Origin of the sequence: Streptosporangium sp. NPDC020072, from assembly GCF_040631445.1 — a bacterium.
In the GTDB taxonomy this organism is placed as follows: domain Bacteria; phylum Actinomycetota; class Actinomycetes; order Streptosporangiales; family Streptosporangiaceae; genus Streptosporangium.
This window is the reverse complement of sequence record NZ_JBEYAB010000003.1, coordinates 548473-574821: the sequence shown is the minus strand read 5'-3', so window position 1 is coordinate 574821 and position 26349 is coordinate 548473. Positions and strand designations below refer to the sequence as shown.

Genomic DNA, 26349 nt, shown 5'->3' with positions numbered 1-26349 from the left:
GTCAGGCGGGGACGGGGACGGGGGCGGGGCGGCGTTCCAGCACGGCGTAGACCAGACCGGCCACGGCCACGCCCGCGAAGATGCTCAGGTCGGAGCCGCCGGTCGCCTGGGAGAGCGGTCCGGTGAAGGCCGCCGAGTTGATCCACAGCGCCGCCGCGACCATGCCCGCGGCCTGCGCGATGATCCCGTTCCAGCGGACGCCCCCACGCCCGTGGTACGGCCCGGCCTCGGCGAACAGGCCCTCGGCGTCGTAGGAACCCCTGCGCCGCAGCCAGTCGGTCAGGTAGACGCCGGCCCACGGGGCCAGCCAGAGGATCAGCAGCCCGAGGAAGGTGTTGAGCATCGTGTTGAAGGAGTCGGAGAACACCGCCACACAGGTGATGGCCACGCAGATCACCAGGTCGAGCACGACCGCGGCCGAACGGTTCAGCCTGATCCCCGAGGCCTGCAGGTTCAGGCCGGAGGAGTAGAGGTCGGTGGTGTTCACCGCGAACAGCGTGACGATCGCCAGCAGCAGGTAGGGCACGACGAACCAGGAGGGCAGCGCGCCGGGCAGCCCGGAGACGGGGTCGCCCGCGTCCTTGACCACGGTGGCGACGGCCGCGCCGAGCGTCATCAGCAGCACGTACGGCACCAGCCCGCCGAGCGCGGCGTAACCGAAGACGGCCTTCCTGCTGGAGGAGGCGGGCAGGTAGCGCGAGTAGTCGCTGCCCAGCGGGGCCCAGGACAGGCCGCCGCACGACATGACCAGCGCGACCGCGACGGTGAACGTGGCGAAGTCGGCCCCGCCCCCGGCGGTGGCCTGCACCTTCGGGCCGACGAGAACGGCCATGACGGCGAACATCGCGACGAACACCCAGGTGAAGTACTTCTGGGCCTTCATGACGGCGGCGTGCCCGACGAGCGGCAGGACGAGCTGGATCAGCGCCGCGACGACGATCACGCCGACCTTCAGGGCCGCGCTCTGGGAGGCGATCCCGGCCTGGTCGAGCAGGGCCAGCGAGGCGAAGGTGATCAGCACCATGCCGCCCGCCTCGAAGCCGACCATGTTGATCCAGCCGAAGAAGCTGAGCACCCGGGCGCCCTTGGGGCCGAACGCGGCGCGGGAGACCGCCATCGTCGAGGTCCCGACGGCCGGTCCCTGGAGACTGGTCAGGCCGACCAGCGGGAAGGACAGCAGGTTGCCGATCACGATGGCCAGCACGGCCTGCGGAAAGCTGAGCCCGAGGGAGACGACGACGGTCCCGTAGACCAGGGTGAAGACTCCCATGGTGGTCCCGGTCCACAGGAACAGCAGGTCACGTGGCCTGCCGTACCTCTCGGACGGCGAGACCAGCTCGATCCCGCGTTGCTCGACGGCCACTACGCCTCCACCTGGTGCCTTGGACATTCACCTTCAGTGAACCAGGGCACGCGGCGTGCTCCCGTTGTCGGAGAACACGAGGTCAGGGGGTCCGGACTGTACCGGTCTCCAAGGTGATCGCCGGGCGGGAGGGGAGTCCTACAGGGCGTGCAGGGCCAGGCCCGCGGTGAACAGCAGGCCGAAGACGAGCTGGAAACGGCCGGTCTGCTGCAGCGTCGCGATCAGCGCCCGGCCGGTGGCACCCTGGGCGACCGCCCTGACGGGGGCGACGGCCAACGGGGCGGCGAGCAGGGTGAGCGCGGCGAACGGCTGCCAGGGGACCAGCGCCAGCGCGAGGACCAGCGGCAGCACCAGGCACACCGAGTAGAGCGTGCGGGTACGGCCGTCGCCGAGCACGACGGCCAGGGTGCGCTTGCCCGCGGGGCCGTCGGTCGCGATGTCGCGCAGGTTGTTGACCACCAGCAGCGCGCAGGCCAGCAGGCCGACGGGGACCGCGGCGGCGACCGCGGTCCACGGCAGTGACTCGGTCTGGACGAACGTGGTGCCCGAGACCGCGAACAGGCCGAAGAACACGAACACCGAGATCTCGCCCATCGCGCGGTAGCCGTACGGCCGCGAGCCCCCGGTGTAGAACCAGGCCGCCGCGATCGACAGCGCGCCGATCAGGACAAGCCACCACGCACGGGTCACCACGACCAGGGCCAGCCCGGCGACCGAGGCGGCCAGGAAGCAGCCGAAGGCCGCGAAGAGCACCTCGCGAGGGGTGGCCGCTCCCGAGCCGACCAGCCGCATCGGGCCGACCCTGCCGTCGTCGGTGCCGCGCACACCGTCGCTGTAGTCGTTGGCGTAGTTCACGCCGATCTGCAGGGCGAGCCCGACGAACAGGGCGAGCAGGGCCCGCCACCACACCGCGCCGTCGTAGCCGAAGGCGACGCCGGTGCCGACGGCGACCGGGACGACGGCGGCGGGCAGGGTGCGCGGGCGGGCTCCGGCGATCCACTGGCTCGGGGTGGCCATGGCTGCGAACGTCCTCTCGAAGGTCAGCTGATGTCGGTGGCCAGGCGGACCATCCGCACGGAGCGACCGATGTGCAGCACCCGTTCGGCGCCGTCCTCGCCCCAGCCGGCCGACTCAAGGAAGCCGAGCACCGCGTGGTTGTCGGCGAACGCCCACGTCACGATGGTGCGGTAGCCGTCCTCCCTGAAGTGGTCGACCGTGGCGTTCAGCAGGCGGCTGCCGTGGCCGCGCCGTATGTGGTCGGGGTCGACCAGGAAGGTCAGCAGCTCCCCGGTCGTGGTCGGATCGAGGTCGGGGTCCTCCGCCGGGGCGTGCGAGGCCAGCCCGACGACACGCTCGGGACCCAGGGCCGCCGCCGCGGCCGCGATGCCGCCGGGACCGAGCGCGGGGAACGCGTCGGTGTCCAGGACGACCTTCTCGACCGCCACGAGCACCCGGTGCCGTCTGCTGGGCGGGGAGACGATCGCCTCGTCCCACTGCCGTCGCCAGAGGTCCTCGGCCGCCGTGCCGGTCATCTGCTCAAGCGGCCCCTCGGGAAGGAAGTCCCGGTAGCCGTATCTCCAGGCGCGAATCTGGGTGCTCGCCACCGCGGCGACATCATCGTGCCGAGCCGCCCGCACGCCTACGTCTGCCATTCGGCCCGCTCCCTCTCTGCCGTCTGCCGTCGCCCATGACACGCCGCCTCGCGGGTCTCGTGCCACGCGAGCGGGCATCAGGCGGGTGGAACCGTGAGGCAGCCCCTACACCGTATCGGGGAATCAGACTCAGAGATGACGCGGCTGCGTCTCGGTCTGGCGCCGTGCCCGATATGCCCGAGTCTTGGTGCGGTTGCCGCACACCTTCATGGAACACCACGAGCGCGAGCGGTTCTTTGAGGAGTCGACGAAGGCCCACTGACAGGTGCTCTCCGTGCAGACCTTCAACCTGGGCCACATGCCCTCGGCGTGCGCCTCCATCACGGCCGCCGCGATCCTGGCGAGCCCGCCGGGGACGCCGGAGGCGGCCGGTTCGAGGACCGGCCCCGCCTCGGTCAGAACGACCCGCAGCGCGAGATCGGGGAACGATCTGGGCGGGGCCGCCTCCTGGTCGCGGTCGTGGTTGTGCCGCAGCGCGGAGCGCAGGGACTCGCGCAGGTCCACGGCGGCGCTCACGTCGGTCTCCTCCGCCGTGTCGGCGGGCCCGATCAACTCGCGCCTGCCGAGCCAGGCGGTCAGCGCGGCGGGGGACGGGATCGAGTCGGTCGCGCTCTCGACGTCGTAGGTGTTCACGAAGTCGCACACCAGGTCGGCGGCGTTGCCCATGGTCAGTCACCTCTTCGAACCGCTGTTGAAACCACTGTATGTCAATAGGAGGTTTTTCTCTCATCGACACCTGCATAATGATTTCAATGGTGTCGGCTCTCGTCTCGGCGGGCACGGGCGGGGACGCTCAGACCTCCTCGACCGCCGTCGCCAGCCGCCTGACCCCCTCGGTCAGCTCCGTCGTGTGCGCCGCCGCCGAGTGGCTGACCCTGATCCGGGGGCCGGGTGGCTCGGCCGGGTAGTAGATGCGTCCCGGGCTCACCAGGACGCCCGCCCGCCGGGCCCGCTCGACCACGGCCTCCTCGTCCAGATGGCGCGGGAGCCGTACCCACAGGTGCAGGCCGCCACGGGGGAGGAGGTGGATCTCCGCGGCCGGGGCGAAGGCGGTGAGCGCGCCCGCCAGGGCGTTCCTGCGGGCCGTCAGCTCGCTCTCCAGCGTGTCCAGGTGGCGGCGCCAGGCCGGTGAGCCGACGAACTCCAGAGCGGTCTCCTGCAGCGGCCTGGCGACGAAGAACGACTCGACGATCTGGCTCGCCCGCAGCCGCCGTGCCGCGGGTCCCCTGGCGACGAGGCCCGCCACGCGCATGTTGGGGGACAGGACCTTGGTGAGCGAGTTGATGTGCACCACGGTCCCGTGCTCGTCGAGCGCGGCCAGCGGCGGCGGGACCGGGGAGGTCGCGAAGTATCTGGCGTAGTCGTCCTCGACGACGAACGCCCCGGCGGCCCGCGCGACCGCGAGCACCTGCCTGCGCCGGTCGAGGGGGAGCGTCGCGCCGGTCGGGTTGTGCAGCGTCGGCTGACACAGGAAGACCCGCGCGCCCGTGACGGCGAACGCCTCGGCCAGCAGGTCGGGCCGCACCCCGTCCCCGTCCATCGGTACGGCCGTCGCCCGCAGCCCGGCGGCCCGCGCCGCGGCGAGCGCCCCCGGGTAGGTGGGTGTCTCGACCAGCAGGGGGGTGCCGGGGGCGGCCAGAGCGCGCAGCGCGTGGGTGAGGGCGGCCTGCCCGCCGCTGACCACGAGGACGTCGGCGGCGGTCACGTCGCCGCCCAGTTCGCAGGCGAACCACCCGCGCAGCTCGGGCAGGCCGCCCAGCGGCGGCACCTCCCAGACGCCGGGACGTCGCATCGCCCGTGCCCCGGCCGCCGACAGGGCCCGCGCGGGGCGGATCGACGGGTTGAGGTAGCCCCCGGTGAGCGGGACGACGCCCTCGGGTGGCGGGGTGAGCAGCCCGACCACGTCGGTGTCGTCGACCACCCGGTCGCCGAGCGCGACCGTCTGCCAGGACAGGTCGGGGGCGTTCTCCACCCGCGCCTGCGCGGGGGCCACGTAGGTCCCGCTGCCCGGCCTGACGATCACCCGGCCCTCGGTGGCGAGCCTGCTGAGCGCCCTGGAGACGGTCACCGGACTCACACCGTGGACCCGCATCAGTTCGCGGCTCGACGGCAGCCTGTCGCCGGGCCGCAACCGCCCGGCCTCCTCCCTGAGGATGGCGGCCAATCGGACGATACTGCTATCGTCATTCATGAGAGACAAGAGTAGCGCTACGCTCGCCAGCCCGATAGCGGTCGGCCGGGAGGCCCCGGCGCCGGCGGAGGGAGGCGCCTCGTGGCGCGGGACCCTGCTCGCGGGGCTGGGGGTGCTGACCTTCTCCGGCTCCTTCCCCGGCACGGTCTTCGCGATGGAGGGGTTCGACCCCTACCTCGTCGCGATCGGGCGCGCCGTGGTCGCCGTCGTCGCGGCGGTCGTGTTCCTGCTGGTGGCCAGGGCGCCCTTACTGCCGCCCAGAGAGCACCTGTGGTCGTACCTGGTCATCGCCGCCGGGGTGGTCTTCGGCTTCCCGATTCTCAGCGGGCTGGCCCTGGACGCCGGAGCCGACACCTCCCACGCCGCCGTCGTGGTCGGCCTGCTGCCCGCCGCGACCGCCGTCTGCGCCGTCCTGCGGGGCGGGGAACGGCCGAGGCCGCTGTTCTGGGCCGCCTGCGCGCTCGGCGCCCTGTCGATCACGGTCTTCACCGTCGGCAGAGGCGGCGGCCACGTCACCGGCGCCGACCTGCTGCTGGTCGGGGCGCTGCTGTCGGCCGCCGCCGGCTACACCGAGGGAGGGCGTCTGGCCAGGCGGACCCCCGGCTGGCGGGTGATCTCCTACGCCCTCGTCGTCGCGGCCCCGCTCACGGTCCCCCTGACGGTCGCGCTGGCGCTGACCACGCAGGTGCGGCCGAGCGCGGTCTCGCTGGCCGGGTTCGCCTACGTCGGGCTGATCTCGATGTTCCTCGGCTTCATCCCCTGGTACGCGGGTCTGGCCAAGGGCGGCATCGCCAGGGCCGGGCAGACCCAGCTCGCCCAGCCGCTGCTCACCCTGCTGTGGGCCTGGCTCCTGCTCGGCGAGCCGTTCGACCCGGTGACGGTCGCCGCGGCACTGGCCGTGCTCGTGTGCGTCGCGGTGAGCCAGCGGGCGCGCTCCTGAGGAATTCCCCGAATTATCGTGATGCTTTGTTGGGGAATGTGACCATTCTCGGATTGCGATGTTCCGGACGGGTGCCGTGCATGCTGAAAGGGCGGGGGAAAACGCCTGACGCCTGCCGATCGGAAAGTGATCCGTTTCCCCCGGCGTCGTTCGTGGGGGCCGTTCACTGTTCCGGAGGGCAACATTGTTCCCACCGTCTCTTCCCGGCACGGGAGGAGCGGTTATACGGTCAGCGAGACCGGTGCCCGCGGGCAGGGGGTGGTTCCCCCACGGTCACGGGCGGGCGGGCGACGCAGGCCCTTCGGCGACAGATGGAGGACGGTCATGGCGGGAAGCCCCAAGGTCGGGGACGTGGTCGAGGACTTCGAGCTCCTCGACGAGACCGGTACGGCACGGCGGCTCGTTGATCTGGTGGCCAAGGGGCCGGTGGTGCTGTTCTTCTACCCCGCAGCCATGACCACGGGGTGCACCGCGGAGAGCTGCCACTTCCGCGACCTGGCGGAGGAGTTCGAGGAGGTCGGCGCGAACCCGGTCGGCATCAGCCGCGACGCCGTCACCCGGCAGAAGAAGTTCGCCGACACCTACGACCTGGGCTTTCCCCTGCTGTCCGACCCCGACGGGGCCGTGGCCCGCAAGCTCGGCGCACGCCGTAACTTCGCGGTCGGGCCGTTTCTCACCCGCAGGATGACCTTCGTCATCGACGTCGACCGTCGCCTGCTCGAAGTGATCCACAGCGAGACCAGCATGCTGTCCCACGCCGACCGGGCGCTTGAGGTTCTGCGGGCCCGCGCGCAGGAGTGACGGGACCGGCCGGGCGTGATTTTAGAGGTCCCGGGTGATCACACGGTGTAGCCGTGGTCATGGGGTGGAGACGCTGGGGGGAGACGGCGAAACCTTCGCTGGACCGGCGGGAGGATAAATGGTCACCCTGGGGCTGTTCGTGCTGATCGAAGCCAAGCCCGGCAAAGAGGACGAGGTCGAGAGCTTCCTCAAGGAGGCGATCGCGCTCGCCGAGATGGAGGAGGGGACACCGGTGTGGTTCTCCATCCGCCTGGGACCGACGACCTTCGCCGTGTTCGACGCCTTCGCCGACGAGGCGGGCAGGGAAGCCCATCTGTCGGGCCAGATCGCCAAGGCGCTTGAGGACCAGGCCTCGCGCCTGTTCGCCAAGCCCCCCGCGGTCAACAAACTGAACATCCTGGCGGCCAAGCTGCCCGGCCGGTGACTCTCAGTGGGTTTCCATGGGAGCCAGGAGATCCGCCGCGTGCCGTAACTCCGCCACGAGATACTCGGTGCCGCCCCGTCCGTCGGACTTCTCGATGATCGCGGCCAGTGCCCTGGCCGCGCCGGGTGAGAGCCGTACGGCGGGCTTGGTGCCGGCGTAGGGGATCGTCAGCAGGATCGAGGGGCCGTCCTGCTCGCCGGGTGAGTGGGGGCGCACGGTCTGGCTGGCCGTGATCGTGAGGTGCAGGCCTTTCCAGACAGTCGTGCGATGGGTCGTCGTGAGAGCGTCGCGGTTGCCGTGGTTACCGTCACACCAAGCGGGACATTCCACCGCAGAATTATTATTCATCACCGAACCATGGCTGTCGGCTGTGGGCTTCCCCGTCAGCATCTTAGGCGGGGAAGCGAGGTGTCAAGAAAGTGAATACGTGGAATTCCCCCGGATCGGAGAAAAGGCGGGATTTTTCGTTATCGGTCAGCCGTATGCGTCGTCCCGCGGCGGCGGATTCCTCCGAGGCCGGTTTCGGTCCCCGTCCGGGAAAAGGTCAGGCGCACATGCCGTACGGCCGTGCCGAAAACGGGGCGCACGGGATGGGGGAGCGCGATGCATCATGGGAGGCGCGGGCCTTTCGGGTACGCCAGGACATAAGGTGTAGCCGATACAAGGAGGCCTGATCGTGATCGACCCGCACATCGCCGAGCTGCTCGGGATCGATCCCGAGGCTCCTGAGACGCGGCGCGAACTGCGGGCCGCCGAGCGCGACGTGCGGCTCATCGAGGAACTCGTCAGGTTGCGCAGGGCGCGGGGCCTCACCCAGGCTCAGGTCGCCGAGCGCATGCGCCGCACCCAGCCCGCGGTCTCCGACTTCGAGCGCCTCGGCGGTGACCCTCACCTGTCCACGATCAGGCGTTACGCCCTGGCCATCGGAGCCGAGGTCACCTACGTCGTGCGGGAGCTGGACGACCCGCCCTCGGAGCCGCTGGAGCACGTCGGCGAGCGGTAGCGGTCGTCAGGAGGGGGCCAGAGCTCGTTCGAGGCAGTCGAAGACGCGATCGAGCAGGGCGGCGTGTTCCTCGACCACCTTCTGGATGGGCTCGCCGGCGAAGACCTTGTCCACGGTGGTGACGTAGACCGTGCGGTAGGCCGAGACGATCATCGCCGCGGAGACCCGTGACCATGGGTCGTCGGAAGGTGCCCCCGCGGCCTCGGCCAGCAGTGAGCCGAGCAACTCCTCGAACTCGGCCGCCCGTTCCCTGGCCCGCGCCTGCAGCGACGGGGAGTCGATCACGACCTGCCAGAAGAACCGGTAACCGTCGGTGAACGCGCCGAAGGGGTGATTGTCCCGCAGGAGCTCCCGCTGCAGGCGCCGTAGCGCGGTCAGCGGCTCCTCACCCTCGGGGCGTTCCCTGATGGCCCTGGTGATCAGCTCGGCGGCCTCGGGGAACCGGTCGAGGAAGAGGTCCTCCTTGCGCGGGAAGTAGTTGAAGACCGTCTTCGCCGAGACGCCCGCCGCCTCGGCCACCTCGGCGACCGTGACGTTGTCGAACCCGCGCCTGAGGAAGAGCCCGGAGGCGATGTCCGAGATCGTCTGGCGTGTCCGCTGCTTCTTCCGCTCACGGAGTCCTGGCTCGCTGCTCATGCGCTGACTATAGTTGATAAAAGTTTTTAGTCGTAGTAACTTTCTAGTGGCAGTAAGAATTTTCGTGGAGGTGTGGTGTGTCGTACGACGTCGTGGTGGCCGGAGGCGGCCCTGTCGGGCTGATGCTGGCCTGTGAGCTGGCGGTCGGAGGCGTCTCGGTCGTGGTGATCGAACGGCTGACCGAGATCGACCAGACCGTCAAGGCGGGTTCGCTCAACACGCCCAGTGTCGAGGCGCTCCACCGGCGCGGCCTGCTTCCCGCGCTCCGCGCGGCGGAGGAGGAGAACCTCGCCGCCTTCATGAGGGGGAACGCCCCCAAGGGCAGGCCCCAGGGCGGGCCGAAGTTCGCGGGGCACTTCGCGGGGATCGTGCTCAGGGGGGACCTGCTCGACCCCACCGACCCCGACCTGGGCGGGAACGGCCCCGGCGACAACGTCAAGCTGGTCGGCCAGCAGCAGCTTGAGTGGATTCTGGCCGAACGCGCCGCCGAACTCGGGATCGAGGTACGCAAGGGAGTCGAGCTGACCGGCTTCGAGGCCGACGAGGACGGGGTGACCGTCACCACCACCGAGGGCACGGTCCGCGGCGGCTGGCTGGTCGGCTGCGACGGGGGAAGGAGCCTGGTGCGCAAGCTCGCGGGTTTCGACTTCCCCGGCACCGACCCCGAGATCACCGCCCATCAGGCCATGGCCGCGATGGAGGGCACGGAGGAACTGCGGCTGGGCTGGAACGCGACTCCGACCGGCGTCTACGCCTACGGTCCCATGCCCGGCCGGATCCTGACCGTGGAGTTCGGCGGCGTGCCCAAGGACCGGGACGCCCCCGTCACCACCGAGGAACTGCAGGACTCGATCAGGCGGGTCACCGGGGCGCCCGTCGTCGTGACCGGCATCAAGACCGCGACCCGGTTCACCGACAACGCCAGGCAGGCGAGCACCTACCGGAAAGGGCGGGTGCTGCTCGCCGGGGACGCCGCCCACGTCCACTCACCCTTCGGCGGCCAGGGGCTCAACCTCGGTCTCGGCGACGCGATGAACCTCGGCTGGAAACTCGCCGCGACCGTGCGCGGTGACGCCCCCCAGGACCTGCTCGACACCTACACCGCGGAACGTCACCCGATCGGCGCCTGGGTGCTCGAATGGACCCGCGCCCAGATCGCGGTGATGCGTCCCGACCGCCACGCCAGGGCGTTGCGCGCGGTGGTCACCAACCTCGCGGAGACCGTGGCCGGAACCACCTACCTCGTCAAACAGCTCTCCGGGGTCTGGCAGCGCTACGACATCCCCGGTGACCACCCGCTGCTCGGCAGGAGCGCCCCCGACCTGGAGCTGGCCGACGGTTCCAGGCTCGCCGACCACATGCACACCGGCCGCGCGCTGCTGCTCGACCCGTCAGGGGAACTCGCCGCCTCGGCGTACGGCTACCGCGACCGTGTCGAGGTCGTCGGGAGCGCGATCGTGGAAAGGCCGCAGCTCGCCGGACTGCTCGTCAGGCCCGACGGATTCGTCGCCTGGGCGGCTGACGAGGGGCACCCGAGCCCGGTCCCGCTCGGGGCGGCCCTGTCCACCTGGTTCGGAGCACCCGCCGTCACGGGCGCGGGCGGGAGCGCCGAAGCGGAGACGAAGGCCGTGGGAACGGCCTCCTGAGCGTCCGCCGGGCCCGCGCCGGACCCGGCGGACGCGGCTCATCACAGGGGGTGGTTGTAGATCAGGCGGAAACGGTCGCCGGGGATGACGATGTCGCTGGTCTCCACCGGACGGTCGCCCGCCCAGTGGGTGCGCTCCACATGCAGGACGTGGACCCCCGCGGGCAGGGCGAGGACGTCGCTCTCGGCGGGCTGGGGCACACGCGTGTAGACCTGTTCGACGATCTCGGTGACCTTGACGCCGAAGGAGGAGAGCCTCGATATCAGACCCCGGGGGTTCTCCTCGGCCGCGGGCTCGCCGAACCCGGTCGGCTCATAGGAGGTGGCCAGCTGAACCGGCCTGCCGTCGCCGCGGAAGACGTAGCGGACACGGGTCACGGGGGCCGACTCGTCCAGGCGCAGTCGCTGGGCGATGCCGGGCGGGGCCTCGGTGTGCTCGGCCCGCCACTCCCAGGTGGCGCGGGTGCCCTGCGACTGGATGTCCGCGCCGAAGGGGGCGTGGTGATCGTGGAAGCGCCAGCGGTGCAGCGGCAGCAGCACCGGCCTGGCCCTCACGTAGTGGCCGGAGCCGACCCGGCCGATGATCAGCCCCTCGGCGGCGAGCACCCGCAGCGCGTGACGGGCGGCAGTCTCGCCCACGCCGTACTTTCTGGTCAGCTGGGCGCGGGAGGGGATCGGCGCGCCGGGGGGAAGGGAGCCGTCGACGATCTGGCGGCGGATATCGGCGACGACGCGCAGGTAGACCGGATCGGAGCTTGCCACGTGTTCATCCCTGGGTTCGACAGCGTCGCCCCATCCTGACGTATTCGGTGGACAACTCACGGTAATGGCGGCGATTTGGAGTTCCAACTTTGCGGCCTCCCGGAGAGCGCGTGAAAATCTCTCAGAGACTGTGTAACGCCCGCGTAAGGAGCCTCGATTCACCTACAGAGGCCGTCGATGTGTGTACCCCCGAGCACATATCGGCGGCCTCTGTGTCTCTTTGCTCCGCCTTCGGCGTCGCGGGTCCGGGCGCTTCGAGCCAACGCTTTCCCTCGTCGTTCGTCCGCTGCGCTCCCTCACTCCTCAGTCCAAGCGTCGGCGCGCCCGAACCGTGTCTCTTTGCTCCGCCTTCGGCGTCGCGGGGCTTGGGCGCCCTGAGTCGGCGCTTTCCCTCGTCACTCCGTCGCTTCGCTCCCGCGTTCCTCAGTCCAAGCACCGACGCGCCCAAGCCGACACTCCTCACACTTGGGGCCGGTAAAGCCCGAGACGTGTCTCTTTGCGCCGCCTTCGGCGTCGCGGGCTTGGGTGCTTCGCGTCGGTGTTCTCCCTCGTCACTGCGTCGCTGCGCTCCTGCGTTCCTCGGTCCAAGTCGGCACTCCTCGCGTGGGGCGCCGGGGGGCTGGGTCGGGAGGCCCTCGGGTGGGGCACCGGGGGAGGGCTTGGGGAGAATTTCTGCCTTCTGGGGTGGTGATGTTCGGGGCGTTTCCGGCTGACGGGGGGGCTTCTGGGGGGTTTGTCTTATTTGGTGGTTTGTTTGGAGTTCGGGGGCGGTGGGGGCTTCAACGGGGGGTTTCCGGGAGGAGGAAGCGGGGCCATGTGGGGGTTGACGAGGCAGGGAAGGGGGAAGAGGGCTTAGGCGGGGTGGCGGGGTCTACCGTTTGCGTGGTTCCGGGTAGCGTTCGGTCTATGGCAGCGCCAACTGGAACCTCTGACGCCCCCTTCGGCCGCATGCTGACCGCGATGGTCACACCGTTCACCGCGGACGGCTCGGTCGACTACGAGGGAGTGCGGCGCCTTGCCGCCTACCTGGTGGACGAACAGCGCAACGACGGCATCATCGTGAGCGGCACCACGGGTGAGTCCCCGACGACCACGGACGAGGAGAAGGAGCGCATCCTGCGCGCCGTCGTCGAGGAGGTCGGCGACCGCGCCACGGTCGTGGCGGGGGCGGGCACCAACGACACCCGCCACAGCGTCGAGCTGGCCACGGCCGCCGAGCGCGCCGGGGCCCACGGTCTCCTGGTGGTGACGCCCTACTACAGCAAGCCCCCGCAGGAGGGGCTCTACCGGCACTTCACCGCCGTGGCCGACGCCACCGGCCTGCCGGTCATGCTCTACGACATCCCGGGCCGCAGCGGCGTGCCCATCGAGACCGCCACCCTGCTGCGGCTGGCCGCGCACGAGCGGATCGTCGCGGTCAAGGACGCCAAGGCCGACCTGTTCGCCGGGTCCCAGGTGATGGCGGCGACCGACCTCGCCTTCTACTCCGGCGACGACACGCTCAACCTGCCGTGGATCTCGGTCGGAGCCGCGGGATGCGTCAGTGTCATCGGGCACGTCGTGGGCGCCGAGATCGCCACGATGATGAGCCTGTACCGCTCCGGCGACGTCGCGGGAGCGCTCGCCGTACACCGTGCGATCCTGCCGGTGGTCGAGGGCGTCATGACGCGGGCGGGCGGTGCGATCATGACGAAGGCGGCGCTGACCCTGATGGGGCGCTCCGCGGGACCGGTGCGGGCACCGTTGGCCGACGCCACGGCGGAGCAGGTCGCGCGGCTGAGAGAAGACTTGATCGCGGGTGGCGTGAAGCTGCCCGACGGAGATGTGTCATGAGAAGGAACGCGGCGGCCGGTGACGGCCGCAGAGGGGAGAAACGGAAGTTTGAGTGACAGAGGACACAGTGGCCGGCCGGTGACCGGAGTGCTCGGCGAGGGAGCAGTCCCGCCGGCGGAGAGGGCCGCCTCCACCTACCAGAGAGGCGTGGCCGGATGAGTCATCCCCACCCGGAGCTCGGGCCGCCTCCCGAGCTTCCCGAAGGCGCGCTGCGCATCGTCGCGCTGGGCGGCCTGGGCGAGATCGGCCGCAACATGGCGGTCTTCGAGTACGACGGCCGTCTGCTGATCGTCGACTGCGGGGTGCTGTTCCCCGAGCCCGACCAGCCCGGCGTCGACCTGATCCTGCCCGACTTCGAGTACATCAGGGACCGCCTCGACGACGTCGAGGCGCTGGTGCTGACGCACGCGCACGAGGACCACATCGGTGCCGTGCCGTACCTGCTGCGGGAGCGGCGTGACATCCCGATCGTCGGCTCGAAGCTGACGCTGGCGCTGATCGAGGCCAAGCTCACCGAGCACCGCATCCAGCCGGTCAAGGTCGAGGTCGTCGAGGGCGAGCGGCGCGTGTTCGGGCCGTTCGAGACCGAGTTCTTCGCGGTCAACCACTCGATCCCGGACGCGCTGGCCGTGGCGATCAGGACGCCCGCGGGCATCGTGCTGCACACCGGTGACTTCCGGATGGACCAGCTGCCCAGCGACGGGCGGCTGACCGACCTCGGCGGGTTCGCCAGGCTCGGCGCCGAGGGCGTCGACCTGCTGATGTCGGACTCGACGAACGCGGAGGTCCCGGGCTTCGTCACCAGTGAGCGGGAGATCGGCCCGGTCATCGACGAGGTGATCCGCACCGCGGAGAAGCGGGTGATCGTGGCGAGCTTCGCCTCCCACATCCACCGCGTCCAGCAGGTCATCGACTCCGCGGAGAAGCACGGCCGCAAGGTCGCGCTGGTCGGCCGCTCCATGGTCCGCAACATGGGCGTCGCCAGGGACCTGGGCTACCTGAGGGTGTCGTCCGACGTCATCGTCGACGCCAAGGAGATCGAGGGCCGGCCTCCAGAGGACGTCGTGCTGATCTGTACCGGATCCCAGGGCGAGCCGATGGCGGCGCTGTCGCGCATGGCCAACCGCGACCACCCGATCAGGGTGGCCGAGGGCGACACCGTCCTGCTGGCCTCCTCCCTGGTCCCGGGCAACGAGACCGCCGTCAACAAGGTGATCAACGGGCTGAGCCGCTGGGGCGCCCGCGTGGTGCACAAGGGCAACGCCAAGGTGCACGTCTCCGGGCACGCCGCCGCGGGCGAACTGCTCTACGTGCTCAACCTGACCAGGCCGTCGAACTTCATGCCGGTGCACGGAGAATGGCGTCACCTGCGGGCGCACGCCAAGCTCGCCGCGCTGACCGGGGTTCCCGACGACCACATCGTGATCGCCGAGGACGGCGTCGTGGTCGATCTGCTCGACGGCCGCGCGCGGATCGTGGGAGCGGTCCCCGCGGGCTACGTCTACGTGGACGGCACCTCGGTCGGCGACGTCACCGACTTCGCCCTCAAGGACCGTCGCATCCTGGGCGAGGAGGGCTTCATCTCCATCGTCGTGGTGGTCGACACCGGCACGGGCAAGCTGACCGGAGGGCCGGAGATCCACGCCCGGGGGTCGGGCATCGACCCCGACCGGCTCACGGAGGTCCTCCCGCAGATCGAGAGGGCGATCGAGGAGAACGCCGCCGACGGCGTCGTGGACATCCAGCAGGTCCGCAGGGTGGTCCGCAGGACCGTCGGGCGCTGGGTGAGCGACACCTACCGCCGCCGCCCGATGATCGTCCCCGTGGTGATCGAGGTCTGACCCGTCTCCGCCGTACGGCCAGCTCAGGCAGGCCGTACGGCATGTCGGTGGGGGCGGATCCATGGGGCTTTTGTTCCGTATGGTGAGGCTGGTACCGGCGAGCCTGCGCGTGATCGACGGTGTCGCTCGATAGCCTCGCTAGCATGGCCACCGGTACGTCTAAAGGCGCCTCAGGCAAGACTCCCGCCAAGGGGTCGGGCCGGTCCGGGTCCTCCGCGCCCCGCACGGCTCCCGTCAGGCGGGCCGCCACCACCCGGGCGAAGCCCGCCCCGCGTTCCAGAAGACCCCCGGGCCCCCAGCACGACCCGCTCGGCTGGGTGTTCACCATGATCGGCAAGCTGTTCATGGGGGTCTGGATGCTGCTGGCGGGCGGCATCGGCACCGCGGCGCGCGCCCTCGGGCAGAACGCCAGGGAGCTCGACCCGGTGCACCGCCGTGACGGGCTCGGCCTGGCGGTGTTCTCCGGGGCCGTCGCGCTGGCCGCCATCCTCTGGCGGGACACGACGGGCACGGTCTCCCAGGTGGTCAACGGGGTGATGCGCGGGACCTTCGGGTCTCTGGCCTGGCTGATTCCCATCCTGCTCGCGCTGCTGGCCTGGCGGCTGCTGCGCCACCCCGACCAGAACGCCGACACGGGCCGGATGGGCATCGGGTGGTCGGCCCTCATGATCGGCCTGCTCGGCGTCGTGCACGTGGTGCACGACACGCCGTATCCGTCGGGAGGACCAACCGACGGGATGGACAAGGTCTCGGCCGCCGGAGGCATGGTCGGCTTCATCGTCTCTGCGCCGCCCGCGAGCATCCTGCCTGCCTTCGTGACGATCCCGCTGCTGCTGATCCTGTCCGGGTTCGGCGTCCTGGTGATCACCGCGACACCGGTCCACCGGGTCCCCGAGCGGCTGGCCGAGATCAGGCACATGCTCTTCGACCGGGAGGCGCCCCCCAAGGCCAGGCCCGCCAGGAAGCCCGCGCGCAAGCGTCCCGCCGAGGAGCGTGAGGGCGGCGAGACCGTCAAGCCGTACGACACGCCGGTCGTCACCGAGACGCGGGCGGGGACCGGGCAGGACCACTCCCCGGAGATCGTCCCCGGGCTCACCGAGGAGCAGCCGGAGGAGGAGGCCGTCGCCGCCACCAGGGCGGAGCCGCCTGCCCCGACCCCGGCGCCGCGCAAGGTCGAGCAGCTCGTCCTGTCGCCGCAGGCGGGCCCCTACACGCTGCCGGACATCCAGCTCCTGCGCCCGGGCAGCGCTCCCAAACCGCAGACCAAGGCCAACACCGTCGTGGTCAACGCGCTGACCAGCGTGATGGAGCAGTTCTCCATCGACGCCCAGGTGATCGGGTTCACCCGGGGGCCGACGGTGACGCGCTACGAGATCGAGCTGGGCCCCGCGGTCAAGGTCGAGAAGGTGACCGCCCTCACCAGGAACATCGCCTACGCCGTCAAGTCCGCCGACGTACGCATCCTGTCGCCCATCCCCGGCAAGTCGGCGATCGGCGTGGAGATCCCCAACACCGACAAGGACCTGGTCTCCCTCGGCGACATCCTGCGCTCGCAGGTGGCCCAGGCCGACCACCACCCGATGATCGTCGGCCTGGGCAAGGACGTCGAGGGCCGCACCATCGTGGCCAACCTCGCCAAGATGCCGCACCTGCTCATCGCGGGCGCGACCGGCGCGGGCAAGTCGGTCTGCGTCAACGGCCTGATCTCCTCGATCCTGATGCGCGCCACGCCCGACGAGGTGCGGATGGTGCTGGTCGACCCCAAACGGGTCGAGCTGAGTGTCTACGAGGGCATCCCGCACCTGATCACGCCGATCATCACCAACCCCAAGAAGGCGGCCGAGGCCCTGGAGTGGGTGGTCGGTGAGATGGACCGCCGCTACGACGACCTGGCCGCCAGTGGTTTCCGGCACGTCGACGACTTCAACAAGGCGGTGCGCACGGGCAAGCTCGTGCCGCCGCCGGGCAGCGAGCGTGTCTACCAGCCCTACCCGTACCTCCTGGTGATCGTGGACGAGCTGGCCGACCTGATGATGGTCGCCCCGCGCGACGTCGAGGACTCCATCGTCCGCATCACCCAGCTCGCCCGCGCCGCGGGCATCCACCTGGTCATCGCGACCCAGCGGCCGAGCGTGGACGTGGTCACCGGCCTGATCAAGGCCAACGTGCCCTCCAGACTGGCCTTCGCCACCTCCTCGCTGGCCGACTCGCGCGTCATCCTGGACCAGCCGGGCGCCGAGAAGCTGGTCGGGCAGGGCGACGCGCTGTTCCTGCCGATGGGCGCGAGCAAGCCGATGCGGCTGCAGAACGCCTTCATCTCGGAGAAGGAGATCGGCGACGTCGTCGCGCACTGCAAGGAGCAGATGCAGGTCGAGTACCGCGACGACGTGGCCGCCTCGGCGACCGCCAAGAAGGAGATCGACGAGGACATCGGCGACGACCTCGACCTGCTGGTCCAGGCCGCGGAGCTGATCGTGACCACCCAGTTCGGCTCGACCTCGATGCTCCAGCGCAAGCTGCGGGTCGGCTTCGCCAAGGCGGGCCGTCTGATGGACCTGCTGGAGAGCAGGAACGTCGTGGGGCCGAGCGAGGGCTCCAAGGCACGCGAGGTCATGGTCAAGCCCGACGAACTGCCCGGGCTCCTGGCCGACCTGCGGGGTCAATGACGCCCCCGACGTACGGGAGCAGCCCGATTACTGGTTGAATAGGACTCACTACGCAGCGTCGGGTGCTTTGGGGGCGTGCGGCTATGAGCATTGGTAGTGGTTTGGCGCAGGCGCGCCGGTCGGCGGGGCTGACCGTGGCGGAGCTGAGCGCGCACACGCGCATTCGTGAGGCGTTGATCCACGCGATCGAGCGTGACGACTTCTCCCAGTGCGGAGGGGACTTCTACGCGCGGGGCCACGTCCGGAACATGGCCAAGGCCCTCGGGCTCGATCCGGAGGCCGTGGTGCACGAGTACGACGAGCTGCACGGGGGCGTGCCGCTGCCGGTCAGGGCCGCCAGCGTGTTCCAGGCCGACACGCCCATCAAGATCCGTGAGAGCCGCTCGCCCAACTGGACCATGGCCATGGGTGTCGCGCTGGCCATCGTGGTGGTCTTCGGCGTGGTCAAGACCATGGGCGGGCGGGGGGAGACGCCGACGGCCGAGGTGCGGCCCGCCGTGCCCGCGCACTCCGAGGCGGGCAGGGCGTTCGACACGCCCGGGCCGACACGCAGGCCCAACTCGCTGGCCGCGGGCACGGTGAGCGGGCCCGTGGTCCTCAAGATCAGCGCGAAGCGCTCCTCGTGGCTCGACGTGAAGGACGTCAGGGGCAAAAAACTCTTCTCCGGCACTCTGGAGGCGGGTAAAACCTCCGTCTGGCGGGCGGAGAAAGGGATGAAGGTCACTTTCAGCGACGGCGGGGCTGTCTCGTTGCAGCTCAACGGCAAGAACCTCGGCGCTCCCGGGCGCCGTGGGCAGGTCGTCAACCGCTCCTACGGCCTGCGGGACTCCACACCGAGCTGACCCGGGGCCATCTGGGAACGGGGGAGGTGCATCGGTGGCCGTCAACTCCCGATACCGTAGTGTCCACCATGTCATCCCGCCGAACCGCATCGCTGATCACGCTGGGCTGCGCGCGCAACGAGGTCGACTCAGAAGAGCTCGCCGCGCGTCTTGAGGCTGCCGGTTGGCAGGTGGGCGACGACGACCCCGAGGTCATCGTCGTCAACACCTGCGGCTTCATCGACTCAGCGAAAAAGGACTCCATCGACACCCTGCTCGCCGCGGCCGACTCCGGGGCCAAGGTGGTCGCCGCGGGCTGCATGGCCGAAAGGTACGGTGACCAGCTCGCCGACGCCCTGCCCGAGGCCGCGGCCGTCATCTCCTTCGACGACTACACCCAGATCGGCGCGCGTCTCGACGACGTGCTCGCCGGCAAGTCGCTCGTCCCGCACAGTCCGCGTGACCGCAGGACCCTGCTGCCGATCTCCCCGGTCGAGCGCGCCTCGGCCCCCAAGACCAACATCCCCGGCCACGGAGAGCTGCCCGAGGGGCTGGCCCCGGCCAGCGGTCCCAGGCCGCTGCGCAAGCGCCTGGGGGACGGCCCCGTCGCCTCGCTGAAGCTGGCCTCCGGGTGCGACAGGCGCTGTACGTTCTGCGCCATCCCCGCCTTCCGCGGCGCCTACGTCTCACGTGATCCCGCCGAGCTCATCGGTGAGGCCGCGTGGCTGGCGGGTGAGGGCGTCAAGGAGCTCGTGCTGGTCAGCGAGAACTCCACCTCCTACGGCAAGGACCTGGGCGACCTGCGGGCGCTGGAGAAGCTGCTGCCCTCCCTGGCGGCCGTCGAGGGCGTCGAGCGGGTGCGGGTCAGCTACCTGCAGCCCGCGGAGCTACGTCCCGGCCTGCTGGAGGTGATCTCCTCGACCGAGGGCATCGCCCCCTACTTCGACCTGTCCTTCCAGCACGCCAGCGGCTCCGTGCTGCGGCGGATGCGCCGTTTTGGTGACCCGAGGCGCTTCCTCGACCTGCTGGAGATGATCAGGGCCAAGGCTCCCGAGGCCGGAGTCCGCTCCAACTTCATCGTGGGCTTCCCCGGCGAGACCGAGGAGGAGTTCGGCGAGCTCGTCTCCTTCCTTGAGCTGGCCAGGCTCGACGTGATCGGCGTCTTCGGCTACTCCGACGAGGAGGGCACCGAGGCGGCCTCGCTGCCGGGCAAGCTGGAGCAGGAGGTCATCGACGCACGGGTGGCCACACTGACCGAGCTGGCCGACGAGCTCATGGCCCAGCGGGCCGAGGAGCGCATCGGCACCGAGGTCGACATCCTCATCGAGGAGGATCTCGGTGACGGCGGCTACGAGGGACGCGCGGCGCACCAGGGCCCCGAGGTGGACGGGTCCGTCACGGTCCAGGGCATCGGCCTGGTGCCCGGGCAGATCGTCAGGGCCGTCGTGGTCGACTCAGAGGGAGTGGACCTGATCGCCCGCATCAAGGCCGCGCCGTGAGCGCGCCACCGGGCCGGGGGACCGTATGACCAATTCGCCAGAGACCGGTACCGGCACGACGCCGGCGACCACGCGCCCGAAGGTGAGCGCGTGGAACATCGCCAATGTCGTGACGGTGATACGTCTGGCGATGGTCCCCTTCTTCGCGGCCTGCCTGTTCCTGCCCGGCGCGGGCTGGCGGGTCACCGCTCTGGTGGTCTTCCTGGTCGCCTCGCTGACGGACCTGCTCGACGGTGAGCTGGCCCGGCGTTACGGCCTGATCACCGACTTCGGCAAGATCGCCGACCCGATCGCGGACAAGGCGCTGATCGGCGCGGCGCTCATCAGTCTCTCGCTGCTCGACGAGCTGCCCTGGTGGGTCACGATCGTGATCCTCGGCAGGGAGCTCGGCATCACCCTGATGCGATTCGCGGTCATCAGGCACGGTGTGATCCCCGCCAGCTACGGGGGCAAGGTCAAGACCGTCCTGCAGATCGCCGCGATCGTCTCCTACATGTGGCCCGGGGTCCCCGAGCCGGTCCGTCTGGTCGTCATGGGCGCGGCCGTCGTCGTGACGGTGGGCACCGGCCTCGACTACGTGATCCGCGCGGTCAGGCTGCGGCAGGTGGCCAGGAAGGCGCGGGGCGAATGAGTCACCGTCTGCTCGCCGCGACCAGCGTGCTGTCCCTTCTCATCCGCAGAGGGGAGACGGTCGCGGTCGCCGAGTCGATGACCGCGGGGCTGATCGGCGCGGTCCTCACCGCCCCTCCGGGGGCCTCGACGGCCTTCGTCGGGGGTGTGCTGTCCTACGCGACCGAGCTCAAGCACCGGTTGCTCGGCGTTCCCGCCGACCTGCTCGACCGGGAGGGGGCGGTCCATCCGGACGTCGCGGCCGCGATGGCCGAGGGCGTCCGTGAACTCACCGGCGCCTCGTACGGCCTGGCCGTGACCGGTGTCGCCGGTCCCGAGCCGCAGGACGGCAAACCGGTCGGCACCGTGCACCTGGCTGTTAGTGGTCCTGATGGGCGGGTATGGCACCGGGATCTCCACCTCGCAGGCGCCCGTGAGGAAATTCGCCAATCGACAGTCAAGGAGGCCGTAGACCTGCTTTTAGGTGTGCTGGAGTCGAACTTGGGGGAACATTCCGGGTGATTACCGCGTTACGTCCCCAGCGAACATGCTCACCACGGTCTGCCGCAGGGTTGGTGGATACAGGTACGGTGGAGCTGTGAGTGAGGTAAAGGTCAAGCGATGATGACGGCGAGGAGTATGTACGAAGGGTCGCGTTCGAAGAACGGGCGGCACGAACCGATCGCGCGGAGTGTCGTGAAGGCGCCCGCGCCGGGGAGGGAGCGACAGATGGTCCTGCTGCGTCAGCTGCTCGGTGACGTGCTGCGGCGGCTGCGGGTGCGGCAGAGTCGCACCTTGCGTGAGGTGTCCACACTGGCTCGTGTTTCTCTCGGATATCTGTCCGAGGTGGAGCGTGGCCAGAAGGAGGCCTCCTCCGAATTGCTCGCGTCGATCTGCGGTGCCCTCGGTGTGCCGCTCTCACAGGTGCTGCGTGAGGTCTCAGACCAGTTCGCGCTGGCCGAGCTTCAGCACGCCCCGGTGCTCGCCGGTGACGTGCCCGAGCGTGAACGCCTGCCGATCGCCGAGACCGTGGTCTCCGGCGCTCTTCCGGATTCCGTCTTTCCCGAAGTCAACGACATGGTCGCTGCCTAACCGGTCACTCGTTCCGGCTGGCAGTGACGACACCAGACGATCAGCCGTTCCTGCGGCCCTCTCCCCATCTCACCGCGACTGATCCGGTTCCCACAGCGCAGGCAGGCCCGTCCGGCCCTGCCGTAGACCCAGGTGTCCCGGCCGGGGCGTGCGTCTCCTGTCGTCACCCTGTTGGGACGCTCCCTGTTCGCGTGCAGTAGCCGCTGCGCGATTCTCACCACCTTGTCCAGGTCATCGACCGCGCCGACGGGCCGCCACGGCCACAGACCGGCCAGGAACAGCGTCTCGGCCCGGTAGATGGTCCCGATTCCCGCAAGGTTGCGCTGATCCAGCAGCGCCTCTCCGATCGTCGTCTCCGGGACGGCGGACAGCCGCCGTACGGCCTCGCCCGGATCCCAGTCCGCCCCGAGCAGGTCGGGGCCGAGATGCCCGACGACTCTCGCCTCGTGCCCGGTGGGCAGCAGATCGACCATGCCCAGCCGTACGCCTGTGGCCTGCCACTCCTCGTTGGCCAGCAGCAGGCGCACGACGTCTCCCGGGGGCGTGCCCCGTCCCGGTTTGGAGATCCGCCAGCTTCCCTCCATCCGCAGATGGGTGTGCACGGTCAGACCGCCCTCGACCCGGGTGAGCAGGTGCTTGCCCCGGGACCGGGTCTCCAGGACGGCCCGGCCGGTCAGATCCGCGGTCGCGTGGGCGGGCACGCGGAAGTCGGAGCGGGTGAGCACCCGTCCGTCGAGCGCGAGACCGAGCCGTTTCGCGGTGAGGTGGACGACGTCACCCTCGGGCACGGCGGTCTCCCGGATGGTGCCCCGGCCGGTGCCGGCGACTCAGTCCCACGCCGAGGGGTCGGCGGCGAGCTGGCGGACCCGTTCGGGGAGCACACCGGTGGCCACGCTGTCGAGCGTGACCTCCTCCAGGATGGCCCGCTCACTGGCCCGCAGCGCGATCCAGACCTGCTGCAGCGCCTCGGCGGGGCCCCGGTAGCCGACGTGCTCGGGGCGCTCGCCCCGCACGTTGGCCAGCGGCCCGTCAACGGCGCGGATCACGTCCGCCAGGGTGATCTCAGAGGCGGCGCGAGCCAGCACGTAGCCGCCCTCGGGCCCTCTCTGACCCCGGACCAGACCGGCTCGCCGCATCTGCAGGAGGATGTTCTCTAGGTATTTGGGCGGCATGTCCTGCTCCTTGGCCAGCTCACCCACGGTGGTAGGTCCGTCACCCGCGGCGGCGAGTTCGGCGGCGGCACGTAGGGCATAGTCGACACGAGCGGATAGACGCATGTAATCGATTATCCCGCCTGCTATTGACTGCTTACGCGCGAGGTGGCGGAAAAAACGAACTCACGTCCGCAGCCTTCGGTGACGACAGGGGCTCGCAGCCACGCCTCCGCCGGCGCGGGCTGGTGGATCACGTAGTGGTGAGGGGCGATCGCGGAGGTGCGTCCCGGGAGCAGGGCCATGCACGCGGCGTGGGCCTCCTGGGGGGTTCCTCCGGAGACATGGCAGGTCAGACGTCCGTCCGCGTCGCGGGTCACCAGGTGGGGGCGATCTCCGAGGGCCGCGTCGACCAGCCGTTCCACGGCCTCCAGGTTCACCCAGCACGAGTCGGTGTGGACCCAGCCCGGGCCGTACTCGACGGGCGGGACCCCGCACAGGTCCGCCACCTCCGGCAGCGGGACCACCCGCCCCGCCGCCTCGATCAGCAGTCTGACCAGGCCGGTGCCGAATCTCTCCGCCTCGGCGCGGGACATGACGCGGGGGTCGATCCAGAACGTCAGGTCGACCTCGTCCTCAAGGCGGTTGGTCCACAGCGCCAGGTGCGCGGGGAAGGAGGCCTCGGGCAGCCACCGGCACTCGATGTCCTCCGCTGGGGGAGGCTCCCGCTCGGCCAGGGCGACCCCGCTCATGTCGCTGAAGACGCAGTCGCGGGCGAAGTCGATCCCCCGCTCGGTGTTGACGGCCCCGATCAGGTTCCAGAGCGCGATCGAGTCGAACCTGGTGTGCTGGTAGCCGGTGAGGGAGGCGGTGCGGAAGCGGCGGACGGCCTCGTCGAAGGTGGGGACCTCCAGATCGGCGGTGATCAGCGCGTCCTGGGCGATCGGGCCGACGTAGTCACGCACCTCGGGGCGGATCCTGTTGCTGGTCAGCGAGGCGATCACGCAGGTCCGCTGGACGGTCCGCGCCCCGATCAGCGTCCCGAGCGCGGCGAGGGTGACCACGGACCTGCTGGCTCCCGTACGGCGCGCCACGGCGCCGAGCGCCTCGGCCGCGACGGTGGAGCGGACCCGCAGCCGGGGCCGGAGCGCCTCGGGGTCGGCGGTCTCGTCGACGGCGAACATCGACTGGGGCACCCGGCCGAGCTGGGTGCCCCAGTGCCGCAGGGCGGCGGCGGTGCGCAGCCGGGTGGGCGGGGCCTTCTCCTCCAGGGCCAGGTCGAGCGGCTGGGTCGGGCACGGCTCGGGTACGGCCTCGCCTCTGATCAGCCGTTCCCAGTCGCGCATCACGGTGGCCAGGCCGACCTCGTCGACCGAGGTGTGCGTCAGCACGAAGACCATCCTGAGGGGGACGTCCCCCTCGGTGATCACCGCGACCCGGATCGGCAGCTCGTTCTCCACGTCGAACCGGTCGCCCTGCAGGCGCAGGCCGACCTCCTCGGCCAGCCGGTCGACGGCGTCCGGCTCCGGCTCGTCCTCGACGACGTGGACCTCGACGGGCAGGGTGCCGGACCCGGAGACCAGCTGGGTGTCCCCGCGGATCGTGGCCCGCAGACTCTCGTGCCTGGCCAGCAGCAGCCCGACCGCCTCGACGACGGCGGCCAGGGTCGTCCCGTGGGGAAGGGGCGTGGTCTCACGGAAGTTCATGTGCAGAGGGGGATCACGCAGCACGCAGCGGGCCATGTTCGCCTGGCCCATCGTGACGGGGCCGTGCCGGGTCGGTCGTCCCGCGTAGCAGGCCGAGATCCTGATGACGGTTTCCATGTCGAGACCTGCCTCGCCACACGCCGCAAGAGTCTTACTGAAAAGAATCTTTACCATTTCCCGTTTCCCGGAGTGTTCCACGCGACGGGCGGGCGTCGCAAGCCCTGATTTCACGGCGATCCCGTGCTGTGAGGGGGCGGTGGAGGCGGGTAAGTCCGGGGAAGGAGGGGGAAGGACATGCCGGAAGAGGCCCTCCTGGCCTCCCCGCACCCCCCTTCGGGGCTAAACTATCAGGAAGCTTTATTAATGAATAGAACCGCTATTCTTACCTGAATGTAATTGCGACGGGGAAACGGCGAACAAGAGAGCATGCGTATGGAGCGACGTCCTGGCGTGCCCAGGCTGCTGAGGGAGATCAACGACCGGGCCGCCCTGGAGCTGTTGCTGGATTCGGGACCGCTGACGCGGGGCCAGATCGGAGAGCTCACCGGCCTTTCCAAGGTGACGGCGTCCCAGACGCTCGCGCGCCTTGAGGAGCGCGGTCTGGTCGAGGTGGCAGGGGAGCAGGCGGGAGGAAGAGGGCCAAATGCCGCGCTTTACGGCATCATTCCCTCCTCCGCTTATGTGGCGGGTCTGGATGTGGGCCCGGAATTCGTGACCACCGCCATCGCGGATATCCACGGGGACATCGTGGCCGAGGTGACGGTCGCGCCGAACGGGCACGACGACCCGGTGGCGCTGGTGCACAGCGCGGTCGTCAAGGCGTGCCGGTCGGCGAAGGTCGCCCTGTCCAAACTGAGGGCGGTCGTGATCGGCACTCCGGGCGTTGTCGACCCCAGGACCGGGGACGTGCGTTTCTCCTTCGACCTGCCCGGCTGGCACGAGGGAATCCACGAGGCGCTCGCCCGTGACCTGCGGCGCGACGTCAGGATCGAGAACGACGTCAACCTCGTCGCGGTCGCCGAGCGCGCCCGTGGCGCGGCGCACGGGGCCGACGACTTCGTGCTGCTGTGGGTCGGCCGCGGTATCGGTCTCGGCGTCGTGCTCGGCGGCAGGCTGCACCGGGGCCTGTCCGGCAGCGCGGGTGAGATCGGCTACCTGCCGGTGCCCGGCGTGCCGCTGGCCGAGGACATCCGGGCGGTGCCCGGACGGCTGCCCTCGCTGGCGGGTGGTCTGCAGTCGCTGGTCAGCGCGGAGGCGGTGATGGAACTCGCCGCGACCTACGGCTTCAGCGGCGAGAGCGCGACCGAGTGCGTGGCCGCCGCGGTCGGGGCGGGAGAGCGGGGGGAACCCCTGCTCGACGAGATCGCCGGGCGTCTGGCGCTGGGCGTGGCCTCGGTGTGCGTGGTGCTCGACCCCGGGCTCGTGGTGCTCGCCGGGGAGATCAGCCAGGCGGGCGGAGCCGTGCTCACCTCCAGGATCGAGGAGGCGGTCGCCAGGATCTGCCCGGTCCGCCCGCAGGTCGTGCCCAGTCAGGTGATCGGGAACCCGGTTCTGCGCGGGGCCGTCCTGGCCGCACTCGACCAGGCACGCGAGGAGATCTTCGCCTCCTGAGCCGCGCGCGGGGGGTGTTCCGGGATGCCGGAGCACCCCCCGCGCGTAATGGAACGTGCCATTTTCCCGACTTGCCGGTTTCTTCTTGATCGCCCGTTGCGGT

25 protein-coding genes are annotated in these 26349 nt (G+C 70.2%); 14 read left to right on the top strand and 11 right to left on the bottom strand.

The features are described 5' to 3' along the window. Position 1: 1 nt before the first annotated feature. The 5 genes from ABZ470_RS08995 to ABZ470_RS08975 all read right to left on the bottom strand — a co-directional run bounded on the left by ABZ470_RS08995 (position 2) and on the right by ABZ470_RS08975 (position 5188). Positions 2 to 1363: a cytosine permease gene (locus tag ABZ470_RS08995; RefSeq protein WP_352008464.1), complete on the bottom strand. Its 1362-nt coding sequence runs from the start codon at positions 1361 to 1363 to the stop codon at positions 2 to 4. 138 nt (positions 1364 to 1501) lie between these two features. Continuing rightward, positions 1502 to 2380, bottom strand: a complete 879-nt coding sequence (locus ABZ470_RS08990; RefSeq protein ID WP_352008465.1) for a 1,4-dihydroxy-2-naphthoate polyprenyltransferase — start codon at positions 2378 to 2380, stop codon at positions 1502 to 1504. A 23-nt stretch (positions 2381 to 2403) separates the two neighbouring features. Beyond that, complete coding sequence (locus tag ABZ470_RS08985; protein ID WP_352008466.1) at positions 2404 to 3015, bottom strand: GNAT family N-acetyltransferase; 612 nt, start codon at positions 3013 to 3015, stop codon at positions 2404 to 2406. A 129-nt stretch (positions 3016 to 3144) separates the two neighbouring features. Further along, positions 3145 to 3681, bottom strand: coding sequence for a CGNR zinc finger domain-containing protein (locus ABZ470_RS08980; protein ID WP_362910939.1), 537 nt, complete (start codon positions 3679 to 3681; stop codon positions 3145 to 3147). 127 nt (positions 3682 to 3808) lie between these two features. Further along, positions 3809 to 5188, bottom strand: a complete 1380-nt coding sequence (locus tag ABZ470_RS08975) for a PLP-dependent aminotransferase family protein (protein WP_362911000.1) — start codon at positions 5186 to 5188, stop codon at positions 3809 to 3811. A 16-nt stretch (positions 5189 to 5204) separates the two neighbouring features. On the opposite strand from ABZ470_RS08975, the gene ABZ470_RS08970 reads away from it, so the two are divergent. From ABZ470_RS08970 to ABZ470_RS08960, 3 genes are all read left to right on the top strand, one after another. Further along, positions 5205 to 6146: a DMT family transporter gene (locus tag ABZ470_RS08970; RefSeq protein WP_362910937.1), complete on the top strand. Its 942-nt coding sequence runs from the start codon at positions 5205 to 5207 to the stop codon at positions 6144 to 6146. Positions 6147 to 6470: 324 nt separating this feature from the next. After that, the gene (locus tag ABZ470_RS08965; RefSeq protein ID WP_362774364.1) at positions 6471 to 6947 is read left to right on the top strand and encodes a peroxiredoxin; all 477 of its coding nucleotides are present in this window, start codon (positions 6471 to 6473) and stop codon (positions 6945 to 6947) included. A 118-nt stretch (positions 6948 to 7065) separates the two neighbouring features. Beyond that, positions 7066 to 7371 (top strand): antibiotic biosynthesis monooxygenase, encoded by a 306-nt coding sequence (locus ABZ470_RS08960; protein ID WP_352008470.1) that lies wholly within the window; start codon positions 7066 to 7068, stop codon positions 7369 to 7371. A 3-nt stretch (positions 7372 to 7374) separates the two neighbouring features. Here ABZ470_RS08960 and ABZ470_RS08955 read toward each other — a convergent pair whose 3' ends face one another. Then, positions 7375 to 7701: a hypothetical protein gene (locus tag ABZ470_RS08955; RefSeq protein WP_362910935.1), complete on the bottom strand. Its 327-nt coding sequence runs from the start codon at positions 7699 to 7701 to the stop codon at positions 7375 to 7377. A 346-nt stretch (positions 7702 to 8047) separates the two neighbouring features. Here ABZ470_RS08955 and ABZ470_RS08950 point away from each other — a divergent pair, with 346 nt between their 5' ends. Then, positions 8048 to 8374, top strand: coding sequence for a helix-turn-helix transcriptional regulator (locus ABZ470_RS08950; RefSeq protein ID WP_362910933.1), 327 nt, complete (start codon positions 8048 to 8050; stop codon positions 8372 to 8374). Positions 8375 to 8380: 6 nt separating this feature from the next. Here ABZ470_RS08950 and ABZ470_RS08945 read toward each other — a convergent pair whose 3' ends face one another. Further along, entirely contained in the window at positions 8381 to 9010 is a 630-nt protein-coding gene (locus ABZ470_RS08945) for a TetR/AcrR family transcriptional regulator (RefSeq protein WP_352008473.1), read from the bottom strand. A 77-nt stretch (positions 9011 to 9087) separates the two neighbouring features. On the opposite strand from ABZ470_RS08945, the gene ABZ470_RS08940 reads away from it, so the two are divergent. Then, positions 9088 to 10656, top strand: a complete 1569-nt coding sequence (locus ABZ470_RS08940) for an FAD-dependent monooxygenase (RefSeq protein ID WP_362910930.1) — start codon at positions 9088 to 9090, stop codon at positions 10654 to 10656. Positions 10657 to 10697: 41 nt separating this feature from the next. Here the strand turns inward: ABZ470_RS08940 and ABZ470_RS08935 are convergent, their stop codons facing one another. Further along, complete coding sequence (locus ABZ470_RS08935; protein ID WP_352008475.1) at positions 10698 to 11417, bottom strand: GntR family transcriptional regulator; 720 nt, start codon at positions 11415 to 11417, stop codon at positions 10698 to 10700. Between the two features lie 906 nt (positions 11418 to 12323). Between ABZ470_RS08935 and dapA the strand changes: the two genes are divergently transcribed. The 8 genes from dapA to ABZ470_RS08895 all read left to right on the top strand — a co-directional run bounded on the left by dapA (position 12324) and on the right by ABZ470_RS08895 (position 21778). Then, entirely contained in the window at positions 12324 to 13250 is a 927-nt protein-coding gene (gene dapA / locus ABZ470_RS08930; protein WP_352008476.1) for a 4-hydroxy-tetrahydrodipicolinate synthase, read from the top strand. 155 nt (positions 13251 to 13405) lie between these two features. Further along, positions 13406 to 15091, top strand: coding sequence for a ribonuclease J (locus ABZ470_RS08925; protein ID WP_352008477.1), 1686 nt, complete (start codon positions 13406 to 13408; stop codon positions 15089 to 15091). 143 nt (positions 15092 to 15234) lie between these two features. Continuing rightward, complete coding sequence (locus ABZ470_RS08920; protein ID WP_362910928.1) at positions 15235 to 17757, top strand: DNA translocase FtsK; 2523 nt, start codon at positions 15235 to 15237, stop codon at positions 17755 to 17757. 83 nt (positions 17758 to 17840) lie between these two features. Beyond that, entirely contained in the window at positions 17841 to 18599 is a 759-nt protein-coding gene (locus ABZ470_RS08915) for a RodZ domain-containing protein (protein ID WP_362910926.1), read from the top strand. Positions 18600 to 18667: 68 nt separating this feature from the next. Next, positions 18668 to 20077 carry a 30S ribosomal protein S12 methylthiotransferase RimO gene (gene rimO / locus ABZ470_RS08910; RefSeq protein ID WP_352008480.1) on the top strand — a complete coding sequence of 470 codons (1410 nt, stop codon included), beginning with the start codon at positions 18668 to 18670 and terminating at the stop codon, positions 20075 to 20077. A 25-nt stretch (positions 20078 to 20102) separates the two neighbouring features. Continuing rightward, on the top strand, positions 20103 to 20708 hold the full coding sequence (gene pgsA / locus ABZ470_RS08905; protein WP_352008481.1) for a CDP-diacylglycerol--glycerol-3-phosphate 3-phosphatidyltransferase: 606 nt from the start codon (positions 20103 to 20105) through the stop codon (positions 20706 to 20708). Next, entirely contained in the window at positions 20705 to 21208 is a 504-nt protein-coding gene (locus tag ABZ470_RS08900; RefSeq protein ID WP_352008482.1) for a nicotinamide-nucleotide amidohydrolase family protein, read from the top strand. The genes pgsA and ABZ470_RS08900 overlap by 4 nt, the downstream gene beginning before the upstream one ends. 207 nt (positions 21209 to 21415) lie before the next feature. Beyond that, on the top strand, positions 21416 to 21778 hold the full coding sequence (locus ABZ470_RS08895) for a helix-turn-helix transcriptional regulator (RefSeq protein ID WP_352008483.1): 363 nt from the start codon (positions 21416 to 21418) through the stop codon (positions 21776 to 21778). Here ABZ470_RS08895 and ABZ470_RS08890 read toward each other — a convergent pair. From ABZ470_RS08890 to ABZ470_RS08880, 3 genes are read right to left on the bottom strand one after another with little or no spacing between them, the layout of a single operon-like run. Further along, a complete protein-coding gene (locus ABZ470_RS08890) occupies positions 21775 to 22566 on the bottom strand; it encodes a DNA-formamidopyrimidine glycosylase family protein (RefSeq protein WP_362910923.1) in 792 nt (263 codons plus the stop codon). The genes ABZ470_RS08895 and ABZ470_RS08890 overlap by 4 nt on opposite strands. A 39-nt stretch (positions 22567 to 22605) precedes the next feature. Then, positions 22606 to 23055 (bottom strand): Rrf2 family transcriptional regulator, encoded by a 450-nt coding sequence (locus tag ABZ470_RS08885; protein WP_184719254.1) that lies wholly within the window; start codon positions 23053 to 23055, stop codon positions 22606 to 22608. Positions 23056 to 23075: 20 nt separating this feature from the next. Next, positions 23076 to 24752, bottom strand: coding sequence for a condensation domain-containing protein (locus ABZ470_RS08880; RefSeq protein ID WP_362910921.1), 1677 nt, complete (start codon positions 24750 to 24752; stop codon positions 23076 to 23078). 315 nt (positions 24753 to 25067) lie between these two features. Between ABZ470_RS08880 and ABZ470_RS08875 the strand changes: the two genes are divergently transcribed. Beyond that, positions 25068 to 26246, top strand: coding sequence for an ROK family transcriptional regulator (locus ABZ470_RS08875; protein WP_352008486.1), 1179 nt, complete (start codon positions 25068 to 25070; stop codon positions 26244 to 26246). The last annotated feature ends 103 nt before the right edge of the window (positions 26247 to 26349 follow it).

Coding starts and splice junctions, on each gene's coding strand:
- ABZ470_RS08990 (WP_352008465.1), bottom strand. CDS start 2,380: ATGGCCACCCCGAGCCAGTGGATCGCCGGAGCCCGCCCGCGCACCCTG.
- ABZ470_RS08985 (WP_352008466.1), bottom strand. CDS start 3,015: ATGGCAGACGTAGGCGTGCGGGCGGCTCGGCACGATGATGTCGCCGCG.
- ABZ470_RS08980 (WP_362910939.1), bottom strand. CDS start 3,681: ATGGGCAACGCCGCCGACCTGGTGTGCGACTTCGTGAACACCTACGAC.
- ABZ470_RS08970 (WP_362910937.1), top strand. CDS start 5,205: ATGAGAGACAAGAGTAGCGCTACGCTCGCCAGCCCGATAGCGGTCGGC.
- ABZ470_RS08965 (WP_362774364.1), top strand. CDS start 6,471: ATGGCGGGAAGCCCCAAGGTCGGGGACGTGGTCGAGGACTTCGAGCTC.
- ABZ470_RS08960 (WP_352008470.1), top strand. CDS start 7,066: ATGGTCACCCTGGGGCTGTTCGTGCTGATCGAAGCCAAGCCCGGCAAA.
- ABZ470_RS08945 (WP_352008473.1), bottom strand. CDS start 9,010: ATGAGCAGCGAGCCAGGACTCCGTGAGCGGAAGAAGCAGCGGACACGC.
- dapA (WP_352008476.1), top strand. CDS start 12,324: ATGGCAGCGCCAACTGGAACCTCTGACGCCCCCTTCGGCCGCATGCTG.
- ABZ470_RS08925 (WP_352008477.1), top strand. CDS start 13,406: ATGAGTCATCCCCACCCGGAGCTCGGGCCGCCTCCCGAGCTTCCCGAA.
- ABZ470_RS08920 (WP_362910928.1), top strand. CDS start 15,235: ATGGCCACCGGTACGTCTAAAGGCGCCTCAGGCAAGACTCCCGCCAAG.
- ABZ470_RS08915 (WP_362910926.1), top strand. CDS start 17,841: ATGAGCATTGGTAGTGGTTTGGCGCAGGCGCGCCGGTCGGCGGGGCTG.
- rimO (WP_352008480.1), top strand. CDS start 18,668: ATGTCATCCCGCCGAACCGCATCGCTGATCACGCTGGGCTGCGCGCGC.
- pgsA (WP_352008481.1), top strand. CDS start 20,103: ATGACCAATTCGCCAGAGACCGGTACCGGCACGACGCCGGCGACCACG.
- ABZ470_RS08900 (WP_352008482.1), top strand. CDS start 20,705: ATGAGTCACCGTCTGCTCGCCGCGACCAGCGTGCTGTCCCTTCTCATC.
- ABZ470_RS08895 (WP_352008483.1), top strand. CDS start 21,416: ATGGTCCTGCTGCGTCAGCTGCTCGGTGACGTGCTGCGGCGGCTGCGG.
- ABZ470_RS08885 (WP_184719254.1), bottom strand. CDS start 23,055: ATGCGTCTATCCGCTCGTGTCGACTATGCCCTACGTGCCGCCGCCGAA.
- ABZ470_RS08880 (WP_362910921.1), bottom strand. CDS start 24,752: ATGGAAACCGTCATCAGGATCTCGGCCTGCTACGCGGGACGACCGACC.
- ABZ470_RS08875 (WP_352008486.1), top strand. CDS start 25,068: ATGGAGCGACGTCCTGGCGTGCCCAGGCTGCTGAGGGAGATCAACGAC.